General features: G+C 60.8%; 26 protein-coding genes. 24 read left to right on the top strand and 2 right to left on the bottom strand.

The genetic code is table 11. The annotated features are described in order from the left end of the window. Positions 1–133 precede the first annotated feature (133 nt). Entirely contained in the window at positions 134–604 is a 471-nt protein-coding gene (locus EHW12_RS31100; RefSeq protein WP_047269133.1) for a hypothetical protein, read from the top strand. Between the two features lie 235 nt (positions 605–839). On the opposite strand, the gene EHW12_RS31095 is transcribed toward EHW12_RS31100, so the two are convergent. Then, positions 840–5,570 (bottom strand): methyltransferase domain-containing protein, encoded by a 4,731-nt coding sequence (locus EHW12_RS31095; protein WP_125053061.1) that lies wholly within the window; start codon positions 5,568–5,570, stop codon positions 840–842. 566 nt (positions 5,571–6,136) lie between these two features. Between EHW12_RS31095 and EHW12_RS34830 the strand changes: the two genes are divergently transcribed. From EHW12_RS34830 to EHW12_RS31015, 18 genes are all read left to right on the top strand, one after another. Further along, positions 6,137–6,286 (top strand): hypothetical protein, encoded by a 150-nt coding sequence (locus tag EHW12_RS34830; protein WP_155419141.1) that lies wholly within the window; start codon positions 6,137–6,139, stop codon positions 6,284–6,286. Positions 6,287–6,396: 110 nt separating this feature from the next. Further along, a complete protein-coding gene (locus tag EHW12_RS31090; protein ID WP_047269130.1) occupies positions 6,397–6,915 on the top strand; it encodes a hypothetical protein in 519 nt (172 codons plus the stop codon). Positions 6,916–7,339: 424 nt separating this feature from the next. Then, complete coding sequence (locus EHW12_RS31085; RefSeq protein ID WP_164490651.1) at positions 7,340–7,972, top strand: TetR/AcrR family transcriptional regulator; 633 nt, start codon at positions 7,340–7,342, stop codon at positions 7,970–7,972. Between the two features lie 110 nt (positions 7,973–8,082). After that, a complete protein-coding gene (locus tag EHW12_RS31080; protein WP_047269128.1) occupies positions 8,083–8,310 on the top strand; it encodes a hypothetical protein in 228 nt (75 codons plus the stop codon). Between the two features lie 100 nt (positions 8,311–8,410). Then, positions 8,411–8,749: a hypothetical protein gene (locus EHW12_RS31075; RefSeq protein WP_047269127.1), complete on the top strand. Its 339-nt coding sequence runs from the start codon at positions 8,411–8,413 to the stop codon at positions 8,747–8,749. A gap of 131 nt (positions 8,750–8,880) precedes the next feature. After that, positions 8,881–9,693, top strand: a complete 813-nt coding sequence (locus EHW12_RS31070; RefSeq protein WP_052959774.1) for a hypothetical protein — start codon at positions 8,881–8,883, stop codon at positions 9,691–9,693. Further along, positions 9,690–10,025 (top strand): hypothetical protein, encoded by a 336-nt coding sequence (locus EHW12_RS31065; protein WP_047269126.1) that lies wholly within the window; start codon positions 9,690–9,692, stop codon positions 10,023–10,025. The genes EHW12_RS31070 and EHW12_RS31065 overlap by 4 nt, the downstream gene beginning before the upstream one ends. 77 nt (positions 10,026–10,102) lie before the next feature. Further along, positions 10,103–10,246 carry a hypothetical protein gene (locus EHW12_RS34825; RefSeq protein WP_155419140.1) on the top strand — a complete coding sequence of 48 codons (144 nt, stop codon included), beginning with the start codon at positions 10,103–10,105 and terminating at the stop codon, positions 10,244–10,246. A gap of 164 nt (positions 10,247–10,410) precedes the next feature. Next, positions 10,411–10,731 carry a hypothetical protein gene (locus EHW12_RS31060; RefSeq protein ID WP_047269125.1) on the top strand — a complete coding sequence of 107 codons (321 nt, stop codon included), beginning with the start codon at positions 10,411–10,413 and terminating at the stop codon, positions 10,729–10,731. A 224-nt stretch (positions 10,732–10,955) separates the two neighbouring features. Next, positions 10,956–12,920, top strand: coding sequence for an exonuclease domain-containing protein (locus tag EHW12_RS31055; RefSeq protein ID WP_125053059.1), 1,965 nt, complete (start codon positions 10,956–10,958; stop codon positions 12,918–12,920). Further along, on the top strand, positions 12,905–13,219 hold the full coding sequence (locus tag EHW12_RS34820) for a 3'-5' exonuclease (RefSeq protein WP_277426216.1): 315 nt from the start codon (positions 12,905–12,907) through the stop codon (positions 13,217–13,219). Before EHW12_RS31055 ends, EHW12_RS34820 begins: the two co-directional genes overlap by 16 nt. Positions 13,220–13,447: 228 nt before the next feature. Then, positions 13,448–14,209, top strand: a complete 762-nt coding sequence (locus EHW12_RS31045) for a hypothetical protein (protein ID WP_047269123.1) — start codon at positions 13,448–13,450, stop codon at positions 14,207–14,209. 244 nt (positions 14,210–14,453) lie between these two features. Then, complete coding sequence (locus tag EHW12_RS31040) at positions 14,454–15,422, top strand: DUF4192 domain-containing protein (RefSeq protein ID WP_047269122.1); 969 nt, start codon at positions 14,454–14,456, stop codon at positions 15,420–15,422. Positions 15,423–15,736: 314 nt separating this feature from the next. Beyond that, positions 15,737–16,426 carry a hypothetical protein gene (locus tag EHW12_RS31035; protein WP_047269121.1) on the top strand — a complete coding sequence of 230 codons (690 nt, stop codon included), beginning with the start codon at positions 15,737–15,739 and terminating at the stop codon, positions 16,424–16,426. Between the two features lie 287 nt (positions 16,427–16,713). Continuing rightward, positions 16,714–17,040 (top strand): hypothetical protein, encoded by a 327-nt coding sequence (locus tag EHW12_RS31030; RefSeq protein WP_125053055.1) that lies wholly within the window; start codon positions 16,714–16,716, stop codon positions 17,038–17,040. 199 nt (positions 17,041–17,239) lie between these two features. Continuing rightward, on the top strand, positions 17,240–17,992 hold the full coding sequence (locus tag EHW12_RS31025; protein ID WP_125053053.1) for a hypothetical protein: 753 nt from the start codon (positions 17,240–17,242) through the stop codon (positions 17,990–17,992). 156 nt (positions 17,993–18,148) lie between these two features. Next, a complete protein-coding gene (locus EHW12_RS31020; protein ID WP_241199206.1) occupies positions 18,149–19,351 on the top strand; it encodes a nucleoside hydrolase in 1,203 nt (400 codons plus the stop codon). A 344-nt stretch (positions 19,352–19,695) separates the two neighbouring features. Then, complete coding sequence (locus EHW12_RS31015; protein WP_125053051.1) at positions 19,696–20,871, top strand: DUF6545 domain-containing protein; 1,176 nt, start codon at positions 19,696–19,698, stop codon at positions 20,869–20,871. 9 nt (positions 20,872–20,880) lie between these two features. Here the strand turns inward: EHW12_RS31015 and EHW12_RS31010 are convergent, their stop codons facing one another. After that, positions 20,881–21,279 (bottom strand): hypothetical protein, encoded by a 399-nt coding sequence (locus EHW12_RS31010; protein ID WP_125053049.1) that lies wholly within the window; start codon positions 21,277–21,279, stop codon positions 20,881–20,883. A gap of 286 nt (positions 21,280–21,565) precedes the next feature. Here EHW12_RS31010 and EHW12_RS31005 point away from each other — a divergent pair, with 286 nt between their 5' ends. The 5 genes from EHW12_RS31005 to EHW12_RS30985 all read left to right on the top strand — a co-directional run bounded on the left by EHW12_RS31005 (position 21,566) and on the right by EHW12_RS30985 (position 24,482). Next, positions 21,566–21,997, top strand: coding sequence for a hypothetical protein (locus tag EHW12_RS31005; RefSeq protein ID WP_047269116.1), 432 nt, complete (start codon positions 21,566–21,568; stop codon positions 21,995–21,997). 149 nt (positions 21,998–22,146) lie between these two features. Continuing rightward, complete coding sequence (locus tag EHW12_RS31000) at positions 22,147–22,461, top strand: hypothetical protein (RefSeq protein ID WP_047269115.1); 315 nt, start codon at positions 22,147–22,149, stop codon at positions 22,459–22,461. 238 nt (positions 22,462–22,699) lie between these two features. Further along, positions 22,700–23,041 carry a helix-turn-helix transcriptional regulator gene (locus EHW12_RS30995; RefSeq protein WP_047269114.1) on the top strand — a complete coding sequence of 114 codons (342 nt, stop codon included), beginning with the start codon at positions 22,700–22,702 and terminating at the stop codon, positions 23,039–23,041. Continuing rightward, positions 23,038–23,865 (top strand): ImmA/IrrE family metallo-endopeptidase, encoded by an 828-nt coding sequence (locus EHW12_RS30990; RefSeq protein WP_047269113.1) that lies wholly within the window; start codon positions 23,038–23,040, stop codon positions 23,863–23,865. The genes EHW12_RS30995 and EHW12_RS30990 overlap by 4 nt, the downstream gene beginning before the upstream one ends. Further along, complete coding sequence (locus EHW12_RS30985) at positions 23,862–24,482, top strand: PIN domain-containing protein (RefSeq protein ID WP_047269112.1); 621 nt, start codon at positions 23,862–23,864, stop codon at positions 24,480–24,482. Before EHW12_RS30990 ends, EHW12_RS30985 begins: the two co-directional genes overlap by 4 nt. Positions 24,483–24,624: the final 142 nt, after the last annotated feature.

Genomic DNA, 24,624 nt, shown 5'->3' with positions numbered 1-24,624 from the left:
AATCGGATCCGTTGGGTGTGTGTCCTGTCCGGGCTCTCGGTTCGAGCGGAGAATAAGGTCGGCGTGCCGCACCCGCAGTCGTCCCTGGTGACCATTGGCGTATCGGATTTCGCAGACAGAATCGAGGGACACAATGGGTGAAGGACAAAGTCGTTGCTTCCGTGGAGCATTCGTCGTCGCTGATCGAAGTGACGACGATGGTGGGTTGGATGCAACAGTGGCGGCAACGATTGCTTCGCTGGCGTCATGTGGTGCGGAGACACGGGGTGAGTTCTCTGACGTCAGTCCTGATGCGCGGCTCGCTGGCATGTTGGCTGGATTGTTCCGTACGAGCGCACTGGCAGAGCAGTGCGAGCACTTTCGGGTAGACGGCACGGTGTCGACGTTGCACATCCGGTTCGGCGGTGGAGGTGCGCTGCGCGATGCTGGTTATCCCTGGGACGCCGTAGCGGCCGAAGCGGCGCTCTCTGTTGTCGCGGAGTTGGGGGTAACCGGCGAGGTGGAGTACGCCAACTTCGATTCGAGCGAGCCGCTGTTCGTCCGGTGGGTTCTGGACGGCGGCTTGGTTGGCCGAGAGTCTGGACGTGTTGTGTACGCCGCCTGAGAGGCAGATACCGCTGGCGACTTACGAGAGGTTTCTCGTAAGTCGCCAGGGTCATTTGTGGTCGTGGCTGTCCGGCCGCGCTGTGGGGGAAGTTGTCTGTGGACCTGTCCGGCTCTTTGCTGCCGCCGGCACCAGCGAACCGGCCCCCACACCTGATCTGTGAGGGCCGGTTCGCTGGTGTGGGATTCGGGGCAGGTGCGGCAAGGCGAAGGGGTCCACACCTGCCCCGCGTCGGTCAGGCCGCCTGACTGTGCTGGCGGTCGCTGTCGAGGGCGTCGGCGATCTCCGCACCGATCGCAGCTAGGCGGGCTTCGGCGGCGACGAGCGTCTGCTCGTCAGGGAACAGGAGCGAGGTCGCAGCGTTGCGAGCAGCGTCCTCTTCCGCTCGTAGCCGTTCGATCGACTGTTGCAACCGAGCGGATTCGGTTCGCTCTGGGGCGGTGAGACGGTGCAACGTCTCTGCTACTGCTGGTGCGATGCGGGCTGCGCCCCGTCGGAGCTGAGATCGGGAGACCGGGACGTCCGCCAGTGTCGTGTAGTCGTGCCGGATCGTGAATCCGATGATCTGGCCTTCGGACGTTTCCGTTTCCACAGTCAGCGGGCCGACAGATGCGCTTCGATGTGGTCGGGTGATTAAGTACCCGATGTCGTCGACCAACCGGTCGAACATGATTGGCCGGTCGTCGAGGTCTTTGTACAGTTCATCGAGCGCGGTGACACGACGCCGCAGACGTTCGGCCGCTGCTGCGCACTGGTCGGCTTGCTGGACGGCGCGGCGCACATTCTGTAGATGCGTCGCCCGCCGAAGGCGCAACGTACGCACCGTAGATTTGATCTCGGCTTCTTCGAGTAGCAATACGTTCCCCGAAGCCGCAGCTTTGATCTCGGCGTACGCCAATGTTGTATCTCCGATGTCGTCGACCTCCCGGATCGTCGAATCGGTGGAGTACAAGTGTGCGAAGGCACGAGACTTACGATGCAACACTTCCCACGAGTAGGCATCGAAGGTGCGTTCGGTGACGTAGGTGAACACGTCTACGGACTCGCATAGGTTCCCTGGCCGGAACGCGCGACCTTCGCCCTGTTCGACATCGGACGGGCGCCAGGGCGGCGCGATCAGATGAACGGTAGACAGACGGGTTTGAATGTTCGTTCCGATACCGATTTTCGGCGTCGACCCGAGCAACACGGATACTGACCCGTCACGGCAGGCGGCGTGTAGAGCTTCCCGGGATTTCGGTGTCGTAGCCTCGTGTGCGAAACGCACGCGGTTGGCCGGGACCCCGAGTTCGACCACCAGTTGCCGGAGCCTGCCATAGGTGGACGCATCGTCTGGTTTGGGGGTGCCCAGGTCGCAGAGCGCCAATTGCAGGACACCAGGAGTGGTGTTGTTGAACGTACGGTCGAGGCCTCGACGGTAGGTCGCAGCGATGGTCTCAGCGGCGGCGAGCAGTTTCGGTGACGCGATCTCGATGCCTACAAGCTTGGGATCCAAAGCAACCTTGCGGCCGTCTCCGCACACGGTGAGCATGTTGTCTGAGCCGCGGATTCGGCTGTTGGTGTTCTGCAGGTTCTCGGCCCGGCACACCAGCCCCGCAACGTAGTCGAGGATCTGCGGGCCAGGATCGACGACAACGGTGTGATCGTTGCGGGCCGGGCGCTTCTGCCCGAGCGCGTCGGTGGGAAGAAGGTCGGCGAACTCGTTTAGCAGGCCGCGGAGTTCGGGCAGGTTCTGGATTGTGGACGGGCGGGTATGAGTCCGGAAGCCCGACCCGTCGGGTGCAACCTCGATTCGAGTCTCCCACCGGATGAACGTGTGAGCGAACGCGTCGAAATGGGCCAAACCGATCTGGTCGAGACGGTCGGGAATCATAAACCGTGCCCAGCAGTAGATTTCAGCGAGAGTGTTGCGAAACGGGGTTCCGGTGAACATCGACGCCACCGGTCGATTCGGGTACCGGGCCGCCAAAGTCTCCACTTTGAGCAACATGTCAGTAGCGCGTTTGGACGAGCCGAGCGAGAATCCGTCGGCGCGGGTGGCAACCGGTATCCGGATGAACTTGTCGGCCTCGTCAATCAGGATGTAGTCGATTCCGAGTTGTTCGAGCGTGATTTGATCGGGATCAGTCACATTCGAGCGGAGCCGGTCGAGCTGTTCTTCCAATGACCTTACGGCGTTGGCCGTTTGACGTGCGCCCCTACCGAATTCGGGCTCGTTGTTCATGTGCTCGCGGACGGTGGCTTTCTGGGTTTCGATCCACTCCGCTTCGGACTCCGGGTCGACCCCGAGCGTGGAGAACGCCTCGTGGGTCATGATCACGGCATCCCAATCGCCGGTAGCGCAGCGTGCCGCGAACAACCGGCGAGAATCGCGCGCGAGATCTTCCTCTGTAGCGATGAGAAGCCTCGCGGCCGGCGCGGCCTGCTGCGCCTCCCGGCCTATCTGCTCCAAGATATTTTTGGGGACAGCAATGCAGGGTTTGTTCGCTAAACCGAAGCGTCGCAGCATGATCGCTGAGCACACCATCTCCAAGGTCTTTCCGGCGCCGACGGCGTGTGCAATCAGTGCACGGGGACGGGAGAGCACCATGTCGACTGCGTCGAGTTGATGAGGCCACAGGGTGAGCCCAGCAGAAATTCCAGGAACAGTCAGGTGTGACCCGTCGGGGCGACGAGTGACATGGGAACTGAACCGCAAGTTGTAGGCCGCCAGAACCCGTTCGCGGCGTGCTTCGTCCTCGAAGATCCACACGCTAAATCGTTCGTGGAGGGCTTGCAGTCGGTCGGCCGCAGCAGCGGTCCTCTGCGGGCTACGTACGCGTCGGTAGACCCCGTCGTCGAGAACGTCTATGTAGACGACAGGGCGTTTGCCGTTGAGCCCGCATTGGAGAAGTTCGATCGGGGACATGTCTTCGGTGCCGTAGAGGACCGACGCGTCAGGCGAGCATCGAAGGGACGACGACAACTCCCAATACGCGATTGACGGCGAATGGTGAATCGCCCCCGTATACGTGGTGCCGAGTTCTTCGGTGAGGAACGCTCCGATATCGTCCGGCGTTAGCCACGGAGCCCCCAAACTCACTCGTACGTCATGCATTCCGAGTTGCGTGGGCATCGATTCCTCAAGGGCTGCCACATTGCGGAGGTAAGCGGGATCGAGCTTCGCAGCGCGCCGTGCTGCGTCTAACTTGCTCCGAACATTGCCTGACAGATAGTCGCGTGCCGGGGTCCATCGCCCGCCGTTCTGTGGATCCGAGTAGACCAGATCTCCGAGCGCCGCCGCTGCAGATTGCAGGCTCGAGAGCCCCAACAACTCAGCTACTCGCGACAAGTCCAGGCGGCCTACCTCACCGAGAGTGACGGCCAGCGCTTCGGCCGCAGTGTCGACACGCTCAACCCGCACCGGTCGCTTGTTGACCCGCCCTAGCAGTACTGCTGCCGGCTCAGCTGTCGAAGTGTCGGGGTCGTACTTTTCCAGCGCCAAGACCAGCGGGTAGTCCGGGTCGCGGCGGAACCCGCCCATCGATGGACGACGCACCGACACTGCGGGGACTCCAGTTTCCGGATCAGGTTTCCCCTCACGCACAGTGCACCGATTCAACGCGCCCCACGCTGCGACGTACAGCCTGTACAGGTCCAGAGCATGTGCGCGAGCGGGAGCGATCGTTTCGTCGGGCAAGTCCGGATCGGACTCGAGGTCCATCAAGTTAATGGCCGCATCTCGAAGCGAGATCAGATCGAACAACTCCCGCGCCGGCCGTTGTACCTGGACAAGAGCACCATCGGTCACAGTGAAGATCTGCCCGTCTACGACGTGAAACGAACGCTCTTTGCGACCTTGCGCGTCTACCAGGATTACATCCGAAAGCCCGTCATCGGCGATAGGAGCAGCGGTCATTGCAGGTAGCGCGCTGCAGGCAGAGGCGATCGCCGCATCTACCGCTGGGCCGGGGGCGTCAGTGACGACCGCTAAACCGTTGTATCGGTTGCCGGTTGCGCGCATCTCACCTGCCACATGAAGCGGATGCAATGCCCAATACCGATTCACGCGTACCGCTGTAGCGTTTTGGCCCTCACCCAACGGGGTGTCGACGACGTCGCGTTCATCGACAGTTGCTCCCAGTCGGTAACCGGGATTCCGCGAGAAATTGACCGTGTCAATCCAGCCCGAAGCCTTCTGGCCGGGCGCGCGGACCTGCAATACCAGCACGTCAGCCACAACATCGGTTCCAGGGAAGGTGCCCGAGGGCAGCCGTACTGCCGCTACGAGGTCGGCATGACGAGCCAGTTCACTGCCGGTGGTGCCGGAGTCCATCACGAACCGCGAGGTAATTGCCACGACGTAGCCGCCAGGGCGAACCGCTCGGACCGCGCGCATGAGAAAGTAGCTGTGCAACGGCAAGTTGATCCGGTGCACTGAGTCGTGAACATTGACGGACGAGAACGGGACGTTCGCCACGACTGCATCGAAGTAGTTGTCGCGCAACGATCGTGACTGCAAACGGCCAGTGTGAATCGTGGCACGCGAGTGCAGCAGTGAAGCGATACGCGCGGACGTGGGGTCTACTTCTACGCCGGTAACGTCGATAGGCAGTCCGTCCGGGGCAGCCGAAATGAGCGCGCCGTGTCCGCAGCCGAGATCAAGCACCCGGCCGCCCGTGAAACCTGCAGCGGTAAGGATCTGCCAAAGACGTTGTCCCACCTCTGGGGGCGTGTAATAGGCCGTGTCGACAATGTCGGCAGCAGCAGCGCGTGCGGGAGGGGTGAGCAGTGAATCGAGCTGGTCGGCCAGATGAAGCCACTTCCCGGAAGGCTCCGGGGCGAATGCCGATGCCAGCGAACCCCACCCGGGCCATGCCTGCAATGTGGAGCGTTGGTCGCCGGTGAGTGGAAAGCCGTCGACGAGGTCGCGCTGCAGTTCCAGCGCGGCTATAGCGTCGGCGACGATGTCGCGAGTTTTTCCCATGAATTTTGCCTCCGAGATCTGGGGGAGACCTGCCAGGTGTGGTGTGTGTACCGGCAGGCCATCGAGCAGAACTCACAATCCGGGGCATCGAAAATGAGTGCGGCACAGCAGGATAAGTGCAGTTAAAAGGCTGTTTTCTAGTATTGCTGAGCTGTGCAATACGGCTGCGCTGTAATCGCCGGTATCAACGTGCATTTCAGTCCCTCTGTGACCACGCGTCAGCACCAGCGTGATCGCTTGAAATCTCGAGCTTCGAGACCCGCCCGGAAGGAACAGAGCAGGCAAGGGTGGGAAACGATCGTTGCCGGGCGCACGTTTCGTAGCTCCTGTCCGATGGGTCGTGATTCTCACAGTCGTCAACGATCGGCCCTGGCTTGTGGCATAGCGGGACGGTATTGAGAGGTGGGGTATACCCCGCCGTGTCATTTCTGCAGTGTCGATCCTGTCCTGGTCAGATAGCCGTTGCGACAGGATGTTTCGCGTGCTCACAAGGCCTGTTGTGCCGCACTGCGTTATGGCTTCGACGACAGTGGGTGAAGAACACACCGACTGCGAAGGAGATCGAAATGAAGCGTAAGACTGTGGGCGGCGACGAGGTCGACGCATTCGCGAAGACCCGCCGTTCTCGAAACTGGAAGGCAGGAGAACGTAAGGCGCTCAAGGCGAAGGCTTCCCGCCGGGAACGCCGCGATGCGCGAATTGCGCTCGCGCGCTGATCCGAACGTCATCCGGGCCGGAGAGAGACCCTCCTGGGAACTCTCCGGCCCTTGCCATTTCTCGCATACAGAGTTTCTCCCCCGACAGAACGTTTGAGAGGACGATCGATATGCGATCGAATACCGTCACCGACACATGCTCGAGGATCACCGCAGCGGACCGCGCGAAAGCCTTGCACCTGTTTCGCGCCCGTGACTCCGGCACAAATACCGCCTACGACGACGGAGACCTCGCGTGCCTAATGTCGGCAGTGTTCGGTCTGTGGCGGGACGACGAATCATCGGACAGCACAGAGCTTCCCCACCCGACAGGGGAGGGGCCATGGCGGCTTTACCCGGCGGACTGCGACGCGCCCGCATTCGCGGATCCACTCGTCGAAGACGACGACTTGAATTCCCATCAGATCACGGAACTGTATGTGCTGGTCATCGAGCACAAGCACGGGTCGAACGTCACTGTGCACTTTGACGAGCAGTCAGCGAAGGCCGCCGCAGCAGAGTTCGCCGCCTGTTGGTGGGGTGAGCGTGATGGGCCGATCCCAGCGGACATCGATGAGGTGCTTTCCCGGTACTTCGACAATGGCGGTCAGGAGTTCTACACAGTCGTGGCCGCGTCTATCGAATTCTGAGAGCGCCCAGTGCCCACCACATGTTTCGGGTGGGCACTGGCCGGCTCAGTCCAGCCTGGTGGTCGCGGGATTGCTGTCCGGATCTATCCGCTGACCGCAGCCCTGCATCGGGCAAGCCATCAGTTACTGTCCACCGAAATGACCTTGTTATGTTGCTGTTCGCCAAGTCACTGGTGCCGCACACTGCAACATTGGCAGCAACAGTGGGCCCGAACACACAGCTTTGAAACCGGAGGTCACGACGATGACAGCAGATGACGATACCGCGCGATACCGACGCGGAACGTGTCCTCGACGCCCATCGCCCTCCTATGCGACCGCCGCAGCAAGCAACGAGAACGAACGAGTAAACCTCTACCCACAAGGTGCCCCTGACAGTGCGCCAAAACCAGGGATGAACAGTCACAAGAACGGACCTGCCACGATGAACGATTCGATTCGGCCCACCATCAACCGACCCTCCGGTGGCTCCCCACGTCACATGCAGCAGCGCGCGCTCACCACCCGCCACGCGATTCTCGACGCATCGGCCGCGATCTTTGACGCGAGGGGATACAGCGCTGCCAGCATCAAGGACGTGATCACGAGCAAAGATCTCTCCAAAGGTGCTCTCTTCTATCACTTTCCATCCAAAGAGGCCATTGCCCAGCAGCTCGTTCACGGCTGGTCGAGTGCCGTCGAGACCGCATTCTCCGGCGCTTGCACCGCCGCAGAACCCCCTGCACAGAAGCTAAGAAGGGTGTTCCTCGACCTCTCGCGCGGCGTCGAGAGTGATCTGCAACTGCGTGCCGGCATGAAACTGACCCTCGAAGCCGGAATCGAGGGTGCGCATCAGGCTTATCGGCAGTGGGTCGATACCACCGGTGACGTTGTCGACGAAGGCATCGCAGACGGAACTATCAGAGACACCGCACACGCGCACCACCTCGCTTGGAACGTGTGCGCTGGATTCGTCGGAATAGTCAATGCCGCCCCCATCATGCGAGAGGACGTGGATCTTCCCACCCGTATTGATGACCTGCTCACTGCCCATTTGAGCCTCGTAGTAGCGCGCTGAGATACCCACCGCGATCGAGAGGGGCCAAAGTAGAACGGCAATGGGCGGAGCCCAGCATGACACCGTATTGCGTAAGAGAGTTTTCGCGGAAGCAGTGGAGGGGAGCAGAGATGGCACCGCTGAATGAAGAATCCGAGGACGACGAGACCTTCTACGAAGGCCAGATCGACGAGACGATCTTCGACGGGATGCTCCAGAGAAGGCCGACCGCGTTCCAACAGTCGGCGAAGGCACTGATAGAGCAGCGCGTCGCGGGCAAAACGGTCTCGGTAGAGATCGATCCGATTGCGGATGAGCTTGCTGCGATGATCAGCGCCGCCATTCGAGACAAGCGCTGACGGACCCGAACATGTCGTTCCAGACCTTCCAAATGGATGGGGACTGTGCAGTCCTGCTTGGGTTTTGAGTTGACCTGTCGTACGAACGAGAGGAACCCGAATGGTCACTTTCTTGGTCATCTCACCGATAATCTTCGGGATGATGTTCATCGTCGATGTACTCAACGGACACCGCGATCCCTACGTCGCGCGACACACGTCGGTTCAACTGGTCCTTGGCTTCTCCTCTCTCGTCGCGGGCCTCATCGCCGCGCATGCACTCGTAAATCACAATGACATCTACAGCAGCCTCACCGGGAAGTTCGTCATGGGCGCGCTAATGTCCACGACGGTGCTCTCGCTGGGAATTCTCTTGGGATACCAGCTGGACGCCAAACGTCAGGAACGCGGAAAGACCTCCGCTGGAGTGGCCCACGTGGAATCCGGCGCGAATATCTGATCTCTACCGCAGAGCGGCCGGATTCTGGCAGTACTGCCCACGAATCCTCCCTTGTCGACACCCAAACTATCGAATCGAACATACGTTCTAGTACTGTGAAGGAGTGAGAGACCGGCAGTGGGAGGCAGATTGTGACCACGAATCTGCCTGAACAGCGGCAACCGTCCTCGGAGGTGCTGTCCAAAGCGCAAAAGCTTGAACAGCTCCGTCGGAAGATCGCTGCGATCCCCGCTGGAAACAACGTCGACGCCCTACCTGAGTCGATCGCTGAGCCAGTTCGCAAGGTCGAGACGCCTGCGAGTACGGACACGACCCGATCAACGCTCCGGGTGCTGCCTGTGCCCGACCCGATCGCGGCGCTACTCCCACACCGAGGGCTCGCCCGAGGCGCCGTCGCCGCCGTCGATGGCGCAGCATCCATCCTCGTCGGCCTTCTCGCGGCCGCTACTGCTGCCGGGCACCGAGCGGCGGTAATCGGCCTGCCCCGACTCGGACTCCTCGCCGTTACCGAACACGGTGGTGATCTCTCCCGCATCGCGCTCATACCCGATCCTCGGGACGCTGCTGTAGAAGTCGCCGCGATAATGCTAGACGGAGTCGACGTAGTTGTTCTCGGGCTGTCCGGAGCAGCCGTCACCCCGAGTCGGGCGCGGGCTGTCACGGCTCGGGCTCGCTCGAAAGGTTCTGTACTTCTTGTCACGCAAGGGAACTGGCCAGGTGTGGACCTGCGTATCGAAGCCACTGTCACAGGCTACGGAGGAGTCGAAGGCGGGCGTGGTCGAATAAACGCCGTCCAGTTCGACGTCGCGGCTGCCGGCAAGGGATTTCAACGCCGCACACAGCGTATGGAAGTCCGCGACGGAACAGGCAACCTGACATGGAAGGCGCTCGATGGCGCCCCGAAGAACAATGCCAGCGATACTCGACTGCTCGAGGCACTGTGATCGACACCCATGGATGGGTCGACGCCTGGCCGGAGCACCCCAACATCCATTGGCTCACACCACCACGGAAAGTGCTCGTGGACATGGACATTGCCCTCGGTCTTGCCCGCCATACGCCACGTGCTGACCGGATACCGCTACATGTGAAAGCCACCGCCATCCATATCGACGGAATCATGGCCGGCACCCAGTTCGCTTGGCTGCGCACGACGACCTCGGTCTGGATTGCCGTGGTAAAAGTGGCTGCTACCAGTGGAAACCATCAGAACACCGTTACTCTCGACCTGTGCGTTACCGAAGACGCCATCAGTCTTCCTGTCGATCACCGCTGAGTACGGGGAAGCTCACGGGAGGGTTTTACCGCAGGCCGGGAGGGAACCAGGACGGCTCCGGATGCGTCCAACAGGCTATGAACGAAGACGACCGCGCACTGCTCATCGCTGACGGCGAAGATCCCGACGACCCCCGCATCATCGCAGCTTACGAATACATGGAAACTGCACTTGCGTTGTATGCGAAGGTGCATCGACGCTTGAGCCCTCGATCTAGGTAGTGCTACTGAACCCGAGCTCGCCGCCATGTTTTGCGTTCTCAATCCGTCCTGCCACACCCGCCGGCTGTCTCTTTCCCTCTTCGGAGGTTGCCGCACGGATCTCTGGCCATTGCGACGCTCAGTTTGAAAAGGCCAGAGAGACGCGACAGCAAGGAGATCGAACTGTGGAGAATGCGCGCGACAGCGTGGAACCTGCCACGGGAGTGCCCGCCACTTCCGAGACGGGGCCGTACGGGCGGGCTGTCGGGCTAATCGCCTTCGCTGCTGTCGGAGTTGGGATGGCAGTTGGTGTGCACGCCGGCAGCTCCCTATTCGGCGTCGCTACCGCGGTGTTGGTATCGGCACTTGCAGTGCTCGTCATCGCAATCCGCGGGCGACTACCCAGCGACTGGACGGACTGGGCCGGGGTGCTCGAAGTTCTGACCGGTACGGGAATTGCTGCAACACTTGTGATGCGACTGGCGGAATGGTCGATCGTGGTGTGATCCGGCCGGTCCGGAGCATCTGGGCGGAGAAATCCTGGTCTAGCGAGGCGTCTAGGAGATTCGCAGTCGAGCTGTCCTGGAGCCCTAGCTGCCCCTTCGTGCAGTGCCTTCCTACAAGATCGTGTCTGGTTCTGTGGGAGCCTGCCGGGAGCCGGTGACGCACATGTCAGTAGCTGCAAATAAGTTGTCCCCCATCGGAGATCACCACATCTGCAAGGGACGCCATGACCGATCTGATTATCACGCAACGTAAGGTCCGCAAAACGGAGACTGGGAAGCCGGGAATTCTCACGCGGACGCCATTCGTTGCGATCGACGTTGAGACCACCGGAGTCTCGGACGACGGCCGGGTTATCGAAGTGGCCGCGGTGAAGATGAACCACCGGGGAGAAGTGATCGACAGATTCGAATCGTTGGTCAACCCTGGATACGATGTTCCGCTGAATCCCCACGCGCAGCGGATACACGGAATCACCCCGAACATGGTGTGGTCGGCTCCTTCATCGGAGGAGGTGTTCGCGGACCTCGCCGAGTTCGTGGGACGCAGCGGAGTCGTCGCGCACAGCCTTTCGTTCGAGAATCGTTTCCTCACAGCCGAATACGCTCGCTTGGAACTGCCTCGACCGCAGTGGCAAGGTATCTGCACACTCGCGGCAGCCCGGACGATGGTGATCGCGCCGAACCACAAGCTCGCCACGCTGCTGGATCTACTCGAACTGCCGGGAATGAACAGCCATCGCGCAGCTGATGATGCGCACGCATGTGGCCTCTTGATGGCCGCGATGATCGAACGATGCGACGCAGGTGACCTCGTCCCGCTGGGCGAAGTCACGCCGAAAGCCGCCAGACAGTCGGCACCGATCACCGGCCCCATCGTGATGGCGGAGCACCCGGTTCTCGACACCCACACAGTCAGGTCTGCCATGGGCGGATTCGATCCCACCGAGGAACAAGCTCGAATCCTCGACGGATTCGACACCGGCGCAGACCTCGTCATTTGCGCCCTCGCCGGCACAGGAAAGACGTCAACCCTGAAAGGGATCGCACGGATCGAAGCAGCCAGAAATCCGGGACGCCACGGTCTGTACCTCGCGTTCAACCGTTCCGTGGCTACCGAAGCGAAAGCACACTTTCCTGAACAAGTGCAGACATCGACTGCACACGCGTTCGCGCTCCGTCACTTGCGGAACACCGCGCACGGTCCACTCCTGGCGAAGCTCGATGGCGGGCGATCGAAGTTCCGAGAGATGGCGGAGGCGATCAGTTCACACAAAATCTTCTTCTCTGCAGGCGGCGATGGCCCGCGGGTACTCGCGCAGTATCCGGTGACAAGGTTGGCGCTCGCAACAGTCGACGAGTTCTGCAAAACAATGGACGAACAGATCGGACCACAGCACGTCCCCGAGCAGAGGGGAATCGACGTCGGCAGCGCGCAGCGGGACGAACTGGTCGGCCATGTTCTCCCGATTGCCCGCCGCGCGTGGGCTGCGATTCGCGACCCCCACAACTGGACCATCAAATTCACACCGACCCACATGTTGAAGCTGTGGGCGGATACCCACCCCATCGTGGGTCGGCAAGGTGACTACCTGATGTTGGATGAAGCACAGGATGCGAATCCGTTGATCGACAGCATTATTCGCGATCAAGTTCATATGCAGCGGATACGTGTGGGTGACGAGAACCAAGCTATCTACGGCTTCACCGGCGCCATTAACAGTATGTCGAACGTCGCCGGCGCCACATATTTGTCGCTGACGAAGTCATGGCGGTTCGGGCCAGCGGTCGCAGACACCGCGAACTTCTACCTCAGGAAACTCGGCACAACCTTGCAGGTCATCGGCAACGAGAACGTGGAATCGCGGCTGATCTCGATCTCCGATCCTGTCGATGCAGTGTTGTGCCGGACCAATGGTGCTGCGCTGACCGAAGTGATCGCAGCCCAGCAGGCAGGGAAGACGACTGCACTGATCGGTGACGCCGCCGCAGCTACCCGGTTCTGCGAATCCGCTGAACTGCTGAAGGCCGGGCAATCACCCAAAGACGCGGATCTGGCCGCATTCACGACATGGGCAGATCTGCAGGACTACGTAGAGAACGCGCCAGGAGAGGGGAACTTAAAACCCTGGTCGAATTGGTCGACACATACGGCGTCGACGAGGTGCGAGCAGCGATGGCATCGACAGTGAGACCAGATAGGGCCGAACTGGTTTCGGCTACCTGTCACAAAGCTAAGGGCCTGGAATTCGATCGAGTGCGAATCAGCCACGAATGGGAGCTCGAGCCGGACGATGCTCCGTTCCCTCTCGACCTCGACGATCTAAGAGATGAGCAGATGCTGGCGTATGTGGGCTTGACGCGGGCAAAGCGTCATCTGGATCCAGGCATACTCCTCGACCAACGAGTCGTAGATCTGATCAGTGCTCGTCACGCTCATCCCGAGGTGATCCCGGGCCTGACACCTCCCCTGGAGGGCATGCTTCTCTGACGAGTGCATTCCTCGCTGACGGATGCCTGAGCGGCGGAGTCCGGATGCGAACACGGGCGGATTGCAGGCGTACCGATCCAGAGGTTGTCCGCGCAGCCTCCGGAACCAGCGCTGTCCATGCACAGACGCCGTGTCGGCGAGCTGTCCGGGGTGATCAGGGGTGCCGCGCCGCTTGGCCGCTGGAGTGAGTGTGGAGACGAAATATCTACGCGAGCAACAGGAGTAAGCATGGGCGGTCACGATTTCCATGAAGTGGTGTATACGAACAGTGACGTTGAGGCGGTCTACGAAGATTTGTGTGCCGAGGCGGTACTCGAGTACGGAAACAACGGCTACAACGGCACCATCAGCACGACCCGGGGAGTGAATCCCGTTCGTGTTCCCCCAATGAGCTTGGCCGCCGCATTCACTCTAGCGAGCGACCGCGTGGACGGACTCGACAAATGGAGTGCATGCGAAGCGATTCCACTTCTTGAAGAACGACAACCGGTGTATGAAAACGACGGACGGGTAACAGTGAGCCTCCAGGTGCCGTGGTCGGTGTACTCAGACCACGATGCACTGCGCTCCGCACTGGGAAAGAAGCTGGGGCGGTCGGAAGACGAGGTTGCGGATTGGTTCCTGATAGCTCGGGAAACCAACGTCACGAGACGTGCGAAGATCACCACGACCACCGGACAGCGGGAGACTCGCCACTTCGTGGTGAGTTCGAACCAGAACCAGCTACCAGCGTGGGCGCTCGGCCACCGAACCCAGGCGGCTGCGAGGGAAGCGATGAAGGGGATCGGGGCCACCTCGTTGGCCGAAACTGTTGATCTGGACGTCATCTCGATCACCCGCCGTGTAGATGGTCAACCGCTGGTGAAAGCGACGCTGACCGCGAAGGACGTGAACGCGAAAGCATCGGTGTCATTGCAACGGAAGACGTGCGACGGATTCCTCGGCACTAAGCAGGCCGGCTGGCTGTTCTACGGCTGGGCCGCATCCTGATCGATTCGGTGTGCAGTTGCGATGGCAGTTGCACACCGAATCCGCCGTAACCGAGCCTGTCCGCTGCCTGCATGGCAGGTCGAGTGGCTACGAGCATCCTGTCCGCTCATCGAATGCGGCGAAAGACGGTGCGAACTGCAGCAACAGCGTTCGCCGGCGTTCGTGCGCGTGCCGCACTGCCGGGCTGGTGCGAACAAGCTCTGAACGTAATCAACCAGCGAGTTCGTAGAAACGGGGTAGCGAGATGGCGACTGTGGCCAAGAACAATGCGGCGATCCGAGGTGCGGGAGCACTTGTCACCGCTGTACCGGCATTCTTCGGTTTCACCCCGGACGAATGCCTGGTCGTGGTCAGACTCGCAAAGGGCGCTCTCGCGGCAGCTGTGCGGATCGATTTCGACGCAGCAATACGCGCTGCTGAGCACGATATTTCGAGTCTGGTGGGCCACGAGGACGACCGTGCAGACATGGTGGCACTGATCGGAATCGGCGTGAATTCTCGGCGAGACGACGCCTTGAACGCTGTCGCAGCGGCATGCCTGGCCGACGGAATGTACGTGACGGCAACGATCAAGGTAGATCGGATCGCGTTTGGTGAGCGATGGATCGACCACAGCAGCAAGACTGAGGGCCTTATCGACGACCCAACTACATGTCCCGCCGCGCTGGACTCGTTGATCGAACGAGGTCGAGGTGTAGCCAGCGACCGTGAAGAACTGCGAATCGAAGTAACTGCCACAGGCGCCAATATCGTTGCAGGTAAGGCCCCATCCAACGCAGGAGCGGCGCGGGCCGTGCGTGCTGTTCTCGCCGCGATGGACCGCCATATGAACGGCCACCCACTCTCTGACGCCGATGTGGCGAAGCTGGCGGGCGGCTTGCTCAACAAACGTGTTCGCGACGCGGTAGTGGCTATCGGTCTGACCGGGCGCCGTGAGGCTGCACGCGCTGTCTTTGCGGACGTAACGCGTCGGGTCTGTGGACCGGCACGGGCCGAAGCTGCGACGATTGTCGCAGTTCTCGCCTACTTCGCATGCGACGGAGCGCTGTTGCGTATGGCGCTCGAGGAAGCTCAGCGGGAAGCACCCAAGCATTCTCTTGCCCTGATGGTGGCGTACGCACTCGATATGCAGATTCACCCCACGAAATTCGAGGAAGCACTCGCGCCGTCGCGTCAGATTCTGGCGGAACTCGGAATCGTCGTACCAGACTGATCGCGATCCGAAGTGGTTGTCCCACCGCCGCTATCGGCGGTGGGACAGGGTGTTTCGCCTTCGGTCCGCCGAACGTGTGTTCTCGGTCGGTCGTAACCGCCCATCTGCTGTCCTGGGTGGAGATTGCTCAGCTGTGGACAACGCGGCTGACCCTGTCCTCAATGCGCGTAGTTCGAAGGCAATGTGGGCAGGCGGATTGGTGCAGATCAACTTCGAGGCCCGCCCACCCGACGACCTATGCCGTGACGCGCACTCGTGAGCGACACGGAATCGTCAGAACCTCAACTCGTAGTCAATGAAAGCGAAGGAACGACATGGGATCTGGCATCTATTCGTCTGCGAACTTTTCTGTGCAGGACAACGATCAAGGGCGCGCCGCTCTGGCCTACGCGGTCGGCAAGTTGCAAGACATCTCCGCGCTCGGGCTGACCCCCGACGGAGACGAAGACGCGGGTGCGGTCATAGCTGGGGCGTTGGCCAAAGTCCTTGGTTTGGCCGAAGATCCGGACGACTTCACAGAGGTGTGGAATGCGCTGATCGGTGGTCGATACATCGTATCTGTATCTGGGGAAGGGGTTCACTCCGATCCCGGAGAAATCGACGCGGTGCTTTCAGCTCTCGCGGAGAGCGATGTTAACGGTGAAATCACCTGCGAAAGCGAAGATTACGATCGGTGGCGACTGCGCGTAGTTGGCGGTCAGGTTCGCAAAGAATCCGGCGAGATCGTGTACGGCGATGATGCACTCGCCGCAGCATGGGTCGTCCAGATGCAAGGCCATGATGACAATATGTTTGACCAGGTCGCGGTGGTGGGTTCGGAGGCGGAAGCGACCCCGATCCTTGCGGAATGGGCACGTGCGGCTGCCAAGAATCTGGTCGATGCTGGTGCGCTCGGTGAGCGCGCTGTCGATGTGACCGCAGACGATGCCATCGTACTCGAGCAGTGGGCCGATGCCGGGGGAGTGAAGTGGGAGGTGTACCAGGTTGGTGCGCAGAACCACTGATCAGGACAGTTGAGGTGTTGCCCGCCGGGGAGAGGGGGCGGGCAACGCCTCAATTGCGCAGCCTGTCCGAAGCCGTCCGACGGAACCGGGCACAAGCAAGATGGTGCGGCGAGACACTCAAGGTGCCGCACATTCGCGCCGGCACCCTAATCCTGGGTCTGTCAACGAAACAGTCCAGGAGGAATCGACATGGGTGACACACAGGCATTGAGTGGCGCGGCTAAGGCCACTTTGGGGACCTTCTCAGGGAATCCGTCCGCGACCGGGCGGTCCTCGCGGAGATCGGAGTGCTCCTCGCGCCGGTTCTGGCACTCGATTTGGGCGTGGATGACCCACGGTCGTTGTTCGATGAACTCGAGGTCGCTGTGGGCGAGCAGGGAGAGCGAAAGGGCCTTCGGAGAGTTAGGTTCACCACGGAGTTATGGGAAAACGGATATTTCTTCTCCGATGAGGTGGAAGTCGACTACTGCGACGGCGATTCCGATGAGATCACCCTCCCCAAAACGTTCTTGGAGGAGTACGCGGACGAACTCACCTCGCACACCGACGGTCTCGGATCAGGGACTGAGTTGAAGGTCGTCTACAGCGGCAAAGAACCCCGGATCGTCGCCTGACTTCGACTACTTGCCCGACATGACATCCTGTGTCGGGCAAGTAGTGAAAGCTGTTTCGCTGTCCGGAAATTTAGATGTGGGCAGATCCTCATCGAGTGCACTGCCGGGGCATTGAATATTCAAACCCGTTGCCGCACAGATCAGATCGACGAGATGGAATCGAAAGCGTCAGATTCCCGACGATCTAGGAGACAACGAAATGGACTACGACAACAACCCCGGCTCGCACGGAAGCGCAGAGCAGGACACACCCGGCCACGACTCGGCCCCGGGCACGGGTGCCGACCACACCGACACCGACACCGACGGGCTGATCGAAACTCGAGTCGAAGGCGTCGACGCAAAGATCTATGCCCACCGCTCGAACGTCACTCCCGGAACACTGCTGGTCGGTGTCGACGCACCGCAAGGACAGTCGATCCGGTTCGTCGTCAACGACGGCGACATGCTGGATACAACGGTCGGCGTCGATGCGGGCGAGCTAGTCACGCTCCCGTCGACGGAACAGTTCACGTCGAATGCGCACCGCATGGTGGTCGGCGGAGAGAGCCGCGCCGCAACTGCGGTCGCGACCAGGGTCGAATACCTCGTACCCGACGATGTGATCGCACAAGGAAGCGATGCAGTAGCCGGGTGGGTCGAGCAGACCGCCCGCGCGGTCGCGGTCACCAGCCCGGTACGGATCAGCGTCGAGATCGGTGAACGCTCCGAAACGTGCCTCACACGGGCGATCTGGACGGGCCGCAAACTTCTCGACACCGAACGCTCTTTCGGGGATTCGAGGAGCGAGACGGAGGCCGCTTCGGACGCGATAGCGAACATCCTGCTGGCACTCGCAGACAGCGACGGTTTCGAGGAAGTCGTGAGCGCCCTGCGAAGCGCAAGGATGTACGTCCGAGACGAGTGGGCAGAGGCCGACCGGATCGTGCCGGACTGCTTCTTGATCAGCTAGACACCTCCACTGATCTGGCACCTACGGCGGGTGTCAGATCGGTGGACGCTTTCGCCGCGACGACGCTGTCCGACGATCACCAGACGGCCGTCAATGATCTGATCAGCGAAGTCACTACTATTCGTGACGCCAACGCACAGACATGGGAGGGGCCGCGTGACCGCCGAAATGAACACCCCGGAACGGCATGTACTCGTCGATACCGACACCGGAGTCGACGACGCGCTCGCAATACTGACAGCCCTCAACGCACCAGACACGTCCGTCATAGGCATCGGCACCGTCTTCGGCAATTGCACCGAACACCAGGCCGCTCAGAACGTGCTGACAGTCCTCGCTGCGGTCAACCGCACCGACATCCCGGTATGCGTAGGGAGCCCCCGGCCCGGGCCAGCACCGACGACACCATCCCCACACGGAAGCGACGGGCTCGGCGGTCGCGGACTCCAGCCGCCACCCTCTGTTCGACTGAGCGACGAAACCGCCGTCGACCAGATCCTCCGGACAGGACGCGAACGACCCGGCCAGGTCGACCTGCTGTGTCTTGCACCGCTTACCAACATTGCAGCCGCTATCACTCGCGATCCGACGATCCTTCGGCAGTTCAGATCAGTGACCATCATGGGCGGAATGGGCACGGCCGATCGCCGCGAAATCGTCGCCGCCGCGCAACCGAAATTCCTCGCCAAAGGCGATACCAACACCAACCACGACCCAGCCGCCGCCGCGACAGTGGCTGCGACACCCGGTCCAGTGACCTGGGTAGGCATGGACGTCACAGGCCGACTACGACTGAGGTGGGCAGATCTGCAAACCCTCACGTCGACATCGAATATTGCGCGTTTCATTCAGACCATCACCGAGGACTATCACGTTTACTGCACGAACACATACGGCGCTGAGCAGCCGATCTACACCGCCCACGACAGTGTCGCCACGTCCGTCATGCTCGATCCCACGGTGATCCTGTCCAGCGTTTCGGCTACCGCACAAGTACACAGTGCCGACGGCCGGTCTGCGTTGTGGGGCACTACCCTGACGATCGGTCCGCAGTGCACCAGATGGCAACCGACCTCGACTACGCCGCGATCCGAAACCGAGTCGCCCGCACCCTCGCAGGTTCGGGAAAGCATTGAACGGAACGCACAGTTCTTCGAAAGGCGATGGTGGCAGCATGTTTCGAACGGCATCCAAACGCAAAGTGCGGAAAGCGCTCGACAACCTGACCTTGCCCGATCCCTGGGACAGCCGGAAACTGGTCGAACAGATCGCACACGATCGCGGACACCCGATAGTGCTCTCCCCAGTGCCACAACACGTGATGGAAGGCAAAGTATGCGGCCTGTGGGTCAGCTCTGACGAAACCGATTACCTGCTTTACCCAGAGGACTCCCCGTCCTGGCACATCGATATCGTCATCTGCCACGAACTCGGCCACATGCTGCTCGACCACGACCTCGAGATACCAGTTCCCGCCAAGTCAGGGCCACCAACCACGTCGATCGACATCGAAGGGCTGTCCGCATGGCTACCAGGCCTGGATCCCGACGCGGTCCGCGGGATACTCGGACGCAGCGGCTTCTCCGCTCGCAGTGAATACGAAGCTGAATACCTCGCGACACTGCTCATCGATCGCGCAGTCGGGATATCCAAGACACCCGCCACACACGAATGCTCAACACATTCGTCCGAGGTGAAGACGGATGACCAACACAATCCCCGCCCCCCTACACGCGCTCATCCTTCTATTCGTGTGGTCGGTGCTGGCAGCGCGGTCAACACTGCTGAGGTTCAACAACTACGACGTTCGACTAACCCACGCACTGACCTTCGCGTGCATCGCGCTCACCCTGAAAGACCCCACCGTCGCGTCAGTTCTCAACCCGATACTCGGGCCGACGCTCACCCGAACACTCGTACACATCCTGATCCTGTGGTCGGTGGCAGCCCTCGTCGGCGTCTACAACTCCTGGGATCCCACCGAACCCCACTGGAAGCAACCGACCCTCTATTGCATCGCGACCACACTCGGGGTGCTCCTGCTCGTCCTCTCGGCGCCAGCACGCGCCGCAGAAACAACAGTCGAACTCACCGGCGGTTGGCAAGCAGTGGCCTACTTCGCGATCTACGCCGCATTCACCGCGTACGGACTAGGCCGGGTAACCCTGGACTATCTCCGAAGCTGGAAACGGATCCGAACCGCATCCACGAAAGTAACCGTGATCGGCGTAATCGTGTTCTTCGTGTCCATGCTGGTCGAATCGTTGCAGATGCTGGCAGTCGCCATCCTGACTGGAAGCGGCAAAGGAGAACGACTTGTCGAAGCGAAATCGAACTCCAACGGGTGGCTATTCGCCGTAATGATGCTCGTCGCCGTCACCCTGTCAGGGCTCCCATTTTTTCGCTCGGACATGCGGCGGGAACTGTGGGACCAGTTCAGAATCCACCGACTGTGGAAGACGATCACACGGACGGAACCCGATCTCGTATTCGGAACAATCCGAGACCGGCGGACACTCACTGACAGTCAACGTCAGCTGAGGGTGACCAGCGAGGTTTTCGACGTTGTCCAACGACTCAACCACTACGCAGAACCCATCAACGACGGACGTTGGGACGATCAACTCGCCCAGCTAGGACTCACACCGACACAAGCGATTGCGGTCTATCAGGCAGCTCAGCTGCAGAACGCCATTGAACGACGTAAACGCGGTCTCAGCCCACTCGATGAAAAGGCTCCGATTGCCACTGCACCGGCCGCCCCTGACGACACCGAATCTGCGATCGCAACCATGATGCTCATCGCCCAGCACTGGTCCCTAGCCGGCCGCCTCCGACAATCGAGCATCAGCGAACAGGAACACGCGCAGATCCCCTGACAAGGAACCTCAGCTGGCCGCTGAGGGGCTATCCGAACCCTCTCCGAGCACCCGCAGCAACGCCCTGCGGTCGGCATCAGTGCGTTCTCCTCGAAGCTGAATGCTCTGCACTTTCCGCATCCGGAACTGCTCGAGGAGCAGCAGTTGTTCGTGCAGATCCTGAATATCGTCATCGAGCAGATACTTCGCGGGCGTCCGGAAGTGCACGGCGATCGCTGTAAGCAAATCTGGATCCGCTTCGGTCTGAGCACCAGATCGCAGGGCGTCGATCTGTTCAGCTGATACCTGGTGTCCAGCAGCGCTGATCGCTGCAGCAGCGTCCGTCGACGTTTCTTCGCTCTCGTTAGCTGGGTGCCATACCCGAAACAAGACCTGCAGTCGCTCGGCGAGGGAAACCCGTGAGGACATGAGCTCTCTCCGTTCCATGGTCAGAACCATCAGCTTAGTGCGTGCTTGAATATCTGATCGTCGCCGCAGGCAGCGTGGACCAGGCTGTCTCCAACAAAAGGACCAACAGTGGGGAGCCTGCGACGAACTACAACCTGTCCGAGGCACTGGCAAGACGATCCCGACGTTGCACCATCAATGTTTCGGTCGGCACGCAGAAGGTGGTGCCGCACAACGCGAGCCGTACGCGCACTGTCGAGTCATCGCGGGCTCATCGTGAACCCGCACGATTCGTTGGAGGCTCAACATGCAGATCATCGTTCAATCGAAGTTGGCTGGTACACGCAGGGACAGCCCGCGGCCGGACAGTCTGTGCGCTGATTTGCCGATCCGCCGAACTCCTTTGTCCCTCCACTTGGCGGACGAAGCCCAGGTCACCGTCACCGAGACTTCCGACGGAGGGGATGTGTTGTCCACGCACACGGTGCGAGCCGTGATTGGGGCCGGACCCGACGACGAATTCACGCGCGAGCTGCGATTGCTTGGCGAGGTTCCGGCCCTCGGGTTGCTCGACGTTGCGCACGTCGTCGATGTGTCGGGCACTGTGGCTGGGGCAGCAGCCGGCTGCGCCACCGCGTTTGCTGCGGCGATTGCGGAGCGTTTGATCGACAACGGCACATCGGCGCGGATTGTGGTGCTCGATCATTTCGAATCTCAGATCGCTGAGGTCGAGATCTGAGATTCACTATTCTCCAGCATGTTTCGGTGAACTCTCGTCATCGATTCTCGACGGTCGGGCGCTGGTTGAGTGCCGCACTCGCGCCGTGAGCGCGTGAGAGTGATGCCTGGGCGGCGGAAGCCGCAGTCCAAGCGAAGGAGGCCAAAGGCATGGCACGTAAGAAGATCGAACAATCTGTGAAGGCCTTGCAGATCGCTGACCTCAGTGGCCGAATGATTGGTTCCCTCATCCGGCTCCGGTCGACGATGGGGGACAAGCGGGAAATGGAGGTCGAAGTTCGGCAGATCGGATTGGATGCCAATGACGCCGGTCTCCACGTCATCATTCGTAGGGCAGATGCCGAGGGCATTGACGCCGACATCGGTTTCATCGACGTTGAAGGCAGTGGCCCCGAAGATGATCGCGTATTTGCTTATATCGGTGAATACGATCTCGACCATCCGATCGAGTTGATCGAACGCTGACCCCTGCCGTTGAACGCCGGGCGAGTGGCTGGTCCAACCTCCGAGGCGTTCAATTTCGGAGTTTCTGTGGGCACTGTCCGGCGGCTTGTGAACGGCCGAACGGGTGCTGAGCGCGAGTGTTTGGCACTCGTTATTGGGGGTTCGTCCACAAGTTGTCGAAGGTCACTATTGCCCGGATGACCTCGACACATCTACACTGAATCAAACATCGACAAACTGATTCAGGAGGGTATCTGTCATGACCACACCCTCGACCGGCACACGGATCGAGAAGGCGAGGCTCGCCGCCAACATCCCGAGCCAGCGCAAGCTAGCCGAGGAGGCCGGCATCTCGCAGTCGACCCTCTCGCGAATCATCACCGACGCCCGGCCGGCAAAAGCGAACGAACTACTCGCCATCTCCATGGCCACCGGCTGCACCTTGGCGGAGCTGACAGGCACTTCTACGGTTGCCGACCGCGTCCAGTACGCGGCCAGGGCCACCAACGGTGCGAACATGGAGCAGATGCGCGAGCAGCTGATCCATTTCCTCGAACTCGACGCCTACCTCGAAGACCAGGGCATCGGCGTTTGCCTGTGAACCCAGAAATCGAAGGCCGCGATGCAGCGGCGGAGTTTCGCCGCGAGCATGGGCTCGGCAACCAGCCACTCGCCGACCTCGTCGCGCTCATCGAGCAGACGACAGGCAATGACGTCGCAGTACTCGACGGTGGTCGGGACGAACACGGACTCACAATGCGTGACAGCGCGCGTGACGCAGTGTTCATTGCCGTAGCTCGAACCAAAAACCCTATGCGTCAACGCACCACATTGGCTCACGAGCTAGCGCACGTAGTGTTCGGCGACTGGGCCATCGAGGACACCGGTGACAACCGCCCGCCCCATGAGATCCGGGCGGATGCCTTCGCTCGGCACCTGCTGATCCCGGTCGCCGGTGTGAAGCAAATTGTCGGTGGCGCATCAGCTGACCTCAGGACACTCTCGACCTGCGTTCAGCTTTTCGGTGTGTCTCCGGCGGTGGCGGCTATCGCGATGCACCAAGCAGGCTGCATCGACTCACCCACCAAAGACCAATGGATGGCGATGACCACACCGCAGATAGCAGCACGGTTTGGGTGGGCTGACCAGTACGAATCACTTCAAACACAGTCCGACACACGTCGAGCGCCGCAAAAACTGTTGGCTCGGGCGATCGATGGATACATCGAGAACGTCGTGCCCGCACAAACTTTGGCCACACTCCGTGGAATCCCCGTCGGCGATGTCGTCGAGAGCCTCAACGAAGACGGAATCACTCCCATCGAACATCAGACGGAATGGGCCTCCGCCGCTGCGCTCCCCACAGTCGATGTCGACTTCACCGACTGGGAGGACGACGACAGTGACGAGGATCCTGCCGGATGACAGTACGGCCGATAATTGACGCCGGACCGGCACTGAACTTTCTCGCCATTAACAAAGAACGGCTGCTGCTCGCGACGACGGGCCCGATCAGCACTCCGGAAACGGTCCGCAACGAAGTGCTCAGTAAGTCGAAGTCCGGGAAGGACCGGCGCTTCGCCCAGGTGGAGAGAGTCTGGAACAAGATTCCCCCAAAATTTCTGGACGTGCTTCCCGATGATCCGACGCCCGAGCTTGTTGCCGCACTGAGCCGCATCAGCCAGCAACCGTGGAATCAACGATTGGCGACAGCAAAGGATCTCGGTGAAACCATGGTTGTCGCGCACGCGGTGGTCCACGCCGAAGCCGGGCACCAAGTCACAGTGATCATCGACGATCAAGGCGGCGCTGCTTTGGCAACGACGGAGATCCGGCGTTTGGACCGACTTCGTCAAATGGGAAAGCCTGTCGGAGGGATCGCCCTGGTGAATACGGTCACCATCCTGGAGAAGGCGGCTGGAGGCATCTATCTCCCGGACAAGGGAAGTATGCGCGAGGTCTACACCAAGCTTCGTAGGAACGACGACGGTCTACTCCCGATCGACCGAACGCAATTGCTGTCGTCAACCATCTGGAAATAGCGCCGGAGAGAGTAACTCTGCGCTGAAAAGCGGCCGAGGTCGCAGTAGAAGCCTCGAAGCAGAGGCCCAGGCGGAGCGGAGTTTCGCCGGTGATGCACGCTCGTTCGCCCGCCACTGCAAGCTGTCCGCGAATTCCTGAATT

The sequence above is a fragment of the Rhodococcus sp. NJ-530 genome (assembly GCF_003860625.1).
In the GTDB taxonomy this organism is placed as follows: domain Bacteria; phylum Actinomycetota; class Actinomycetes; order Mycobacteriales; family Mycobacteriaceae; genus Rhodococcus_F; species Rhodococcus_F qingshengii.
This window is presented reverse-complemented; position numbering and strand designations above follow the sequence as displayed.

What these genes read in the sequence shown, in the direction of transcription:
- EHW12_RS31100 (WP_047269133.1), top strand. Translation starts at nt 134, where the DNA reads ATGGGTGAAGGACAAAGTCGTTGCTTCCGTGGAGCATTCGTCGTCGCT.
- EHW12_RS31095 (WP_125053061.1), bottom strand. Translation starts at nt 5,570, where the DNA reads ATGGGAAAAACTCGCGACATCGTCGCCGACGCTATAGCCGCGCTGGAA.
- EHW12_RS34830 (WP_155419141.1), top strand. Translation starts at nt 6,137, where the DNA reads ATGAAGCGTAAGACTGTGGGCGGCGACGAGGTCGACGCATTCGCGAAG.
- EHW12_RS31090 (WP_047269130.1), top strand. Translation starts at nt 6,397, where the DNA reads ATGCGATCGAATACCGTCACCGACACATGCTCGAGGATCACCGCAGCG.
- EHW12_RS31085 (WP_164490651.1), top strand. Translation starts at nt 7,340, where the DNA reads ATGAACGATTCGATTCGGCCCACCATCAACCGACCCTCCGGTGGCTCC.
- EHW12_RS31080 (WP_047269128.1), top strand. Translation starts at nt 8,083, where the DNA reads ATGGCACCGCTGAATGAAGAATCCGAGGACGACGAGACCTTCTACGAA.
- EHW12_RS31075 (WP_047269127.1), top strand. Translation starts at nt 8,411, where the DNA reads ATGGTCACTTTCTTGGTCATCTCACCGATAATCTTCGGGATGATGTTC.
- EHW12_RS34825 (WP_155419140.1), top strand. Translation starts at nt 10,103, where the DNA reads ATGAACGAAGACGACCGCGCACTGCTCATCGCTGACGGCGAAGATCCC.
- EHW12_RS31055 (WP_125053059.1), top strand. Translation starts at nt 10,956, where the DNA reads ATGACCGATCTGATTATCACGCAACGTAAGGTCCGCAAAACGGAGACT.
- EHW12_RS34820 (WP_277426216.1), top strand. Translation starts at nt 12,905, where the DNA reads ATGGCATCGACAGTGAGACCAGATAGGGCCGAACTGGTTTCGGCTACC.
- EHW12_RS31045 (WP_047269123.1), top strand. Translation starts at nt 13,448, where the DNA reads ATGGGCGGTCACGATTTCCATGAAGTGGTGTATACGAACAGTGACGTT.
- EHW12_RS31040 (WP_047269122.1), top strand. Translation starts at nt 14,454, where the DNA reads ATGGCGACTGTGGCCAAGAACAATGCGGCGATCCGAGGTGCGGGAGCA.
- EHW12_RS31035 (WP_047269121.1), top strand. Translation starts at nt 15,737, where the DNA reads ATGGGATCTGGCATCTATTCGTCTGCGAACTTTTCTGTGCAGGACAAC.
- EHW12_RS31025 (WP_125053053.1), top strand. Translation starts at nt 17,240, where the DNA reads ATGGACTACGACAACAACCCCGGCTCGCACGGAAGCGCAGAGCAGGAC.
- EHW12_RS31015 (WP_125053051.1), top strand. Translation starts at nt 19,696, where the DNA reads ATGACCAACACAATCCCCGCCCCCCTACACGCGCTCATCCTTCTATTC.
- EHW12_RS31010 (WP_125053049.1), bottom strand. Translation starts at nt 21,279, where the DNA reads ATGTCCTCACGGGTTTCCCTCGCCGAGCGACTGCAGGTCTTGTTTCGG.
- EHW12_RS31005 (WP_047269116.1), top strand. Translation starts at nt 21,566, where the DNA reads ATGCAGATCATCGTTCAATCGAAGTTGGCTGGTACACGCAGGGACAGC.
- EHW12_RS31000 (WP_047269115.1), top strand. Translation starts at nt 22,147, where the DNA reads ATGGCACGTAAGAAGATCGAACAATCTGTGAAGGCCTTGCAGATCGCT.
- EHW12_RS30995 (WP_047269114.1), top strand. Translation starts at nt 22,700, where the DNA reads ATGACCACACCCTCGACCGGCACACGGATCGAGAAGGCGAGGCTCGCC.
- EHW12_RS30985 (WP_047269112.1), top strand. Translation starts at nt 23,862, where the DNA reads ATGACAGTACGGCCGATAATTGACGCCGGACCGGCACTGAACTTTCTC.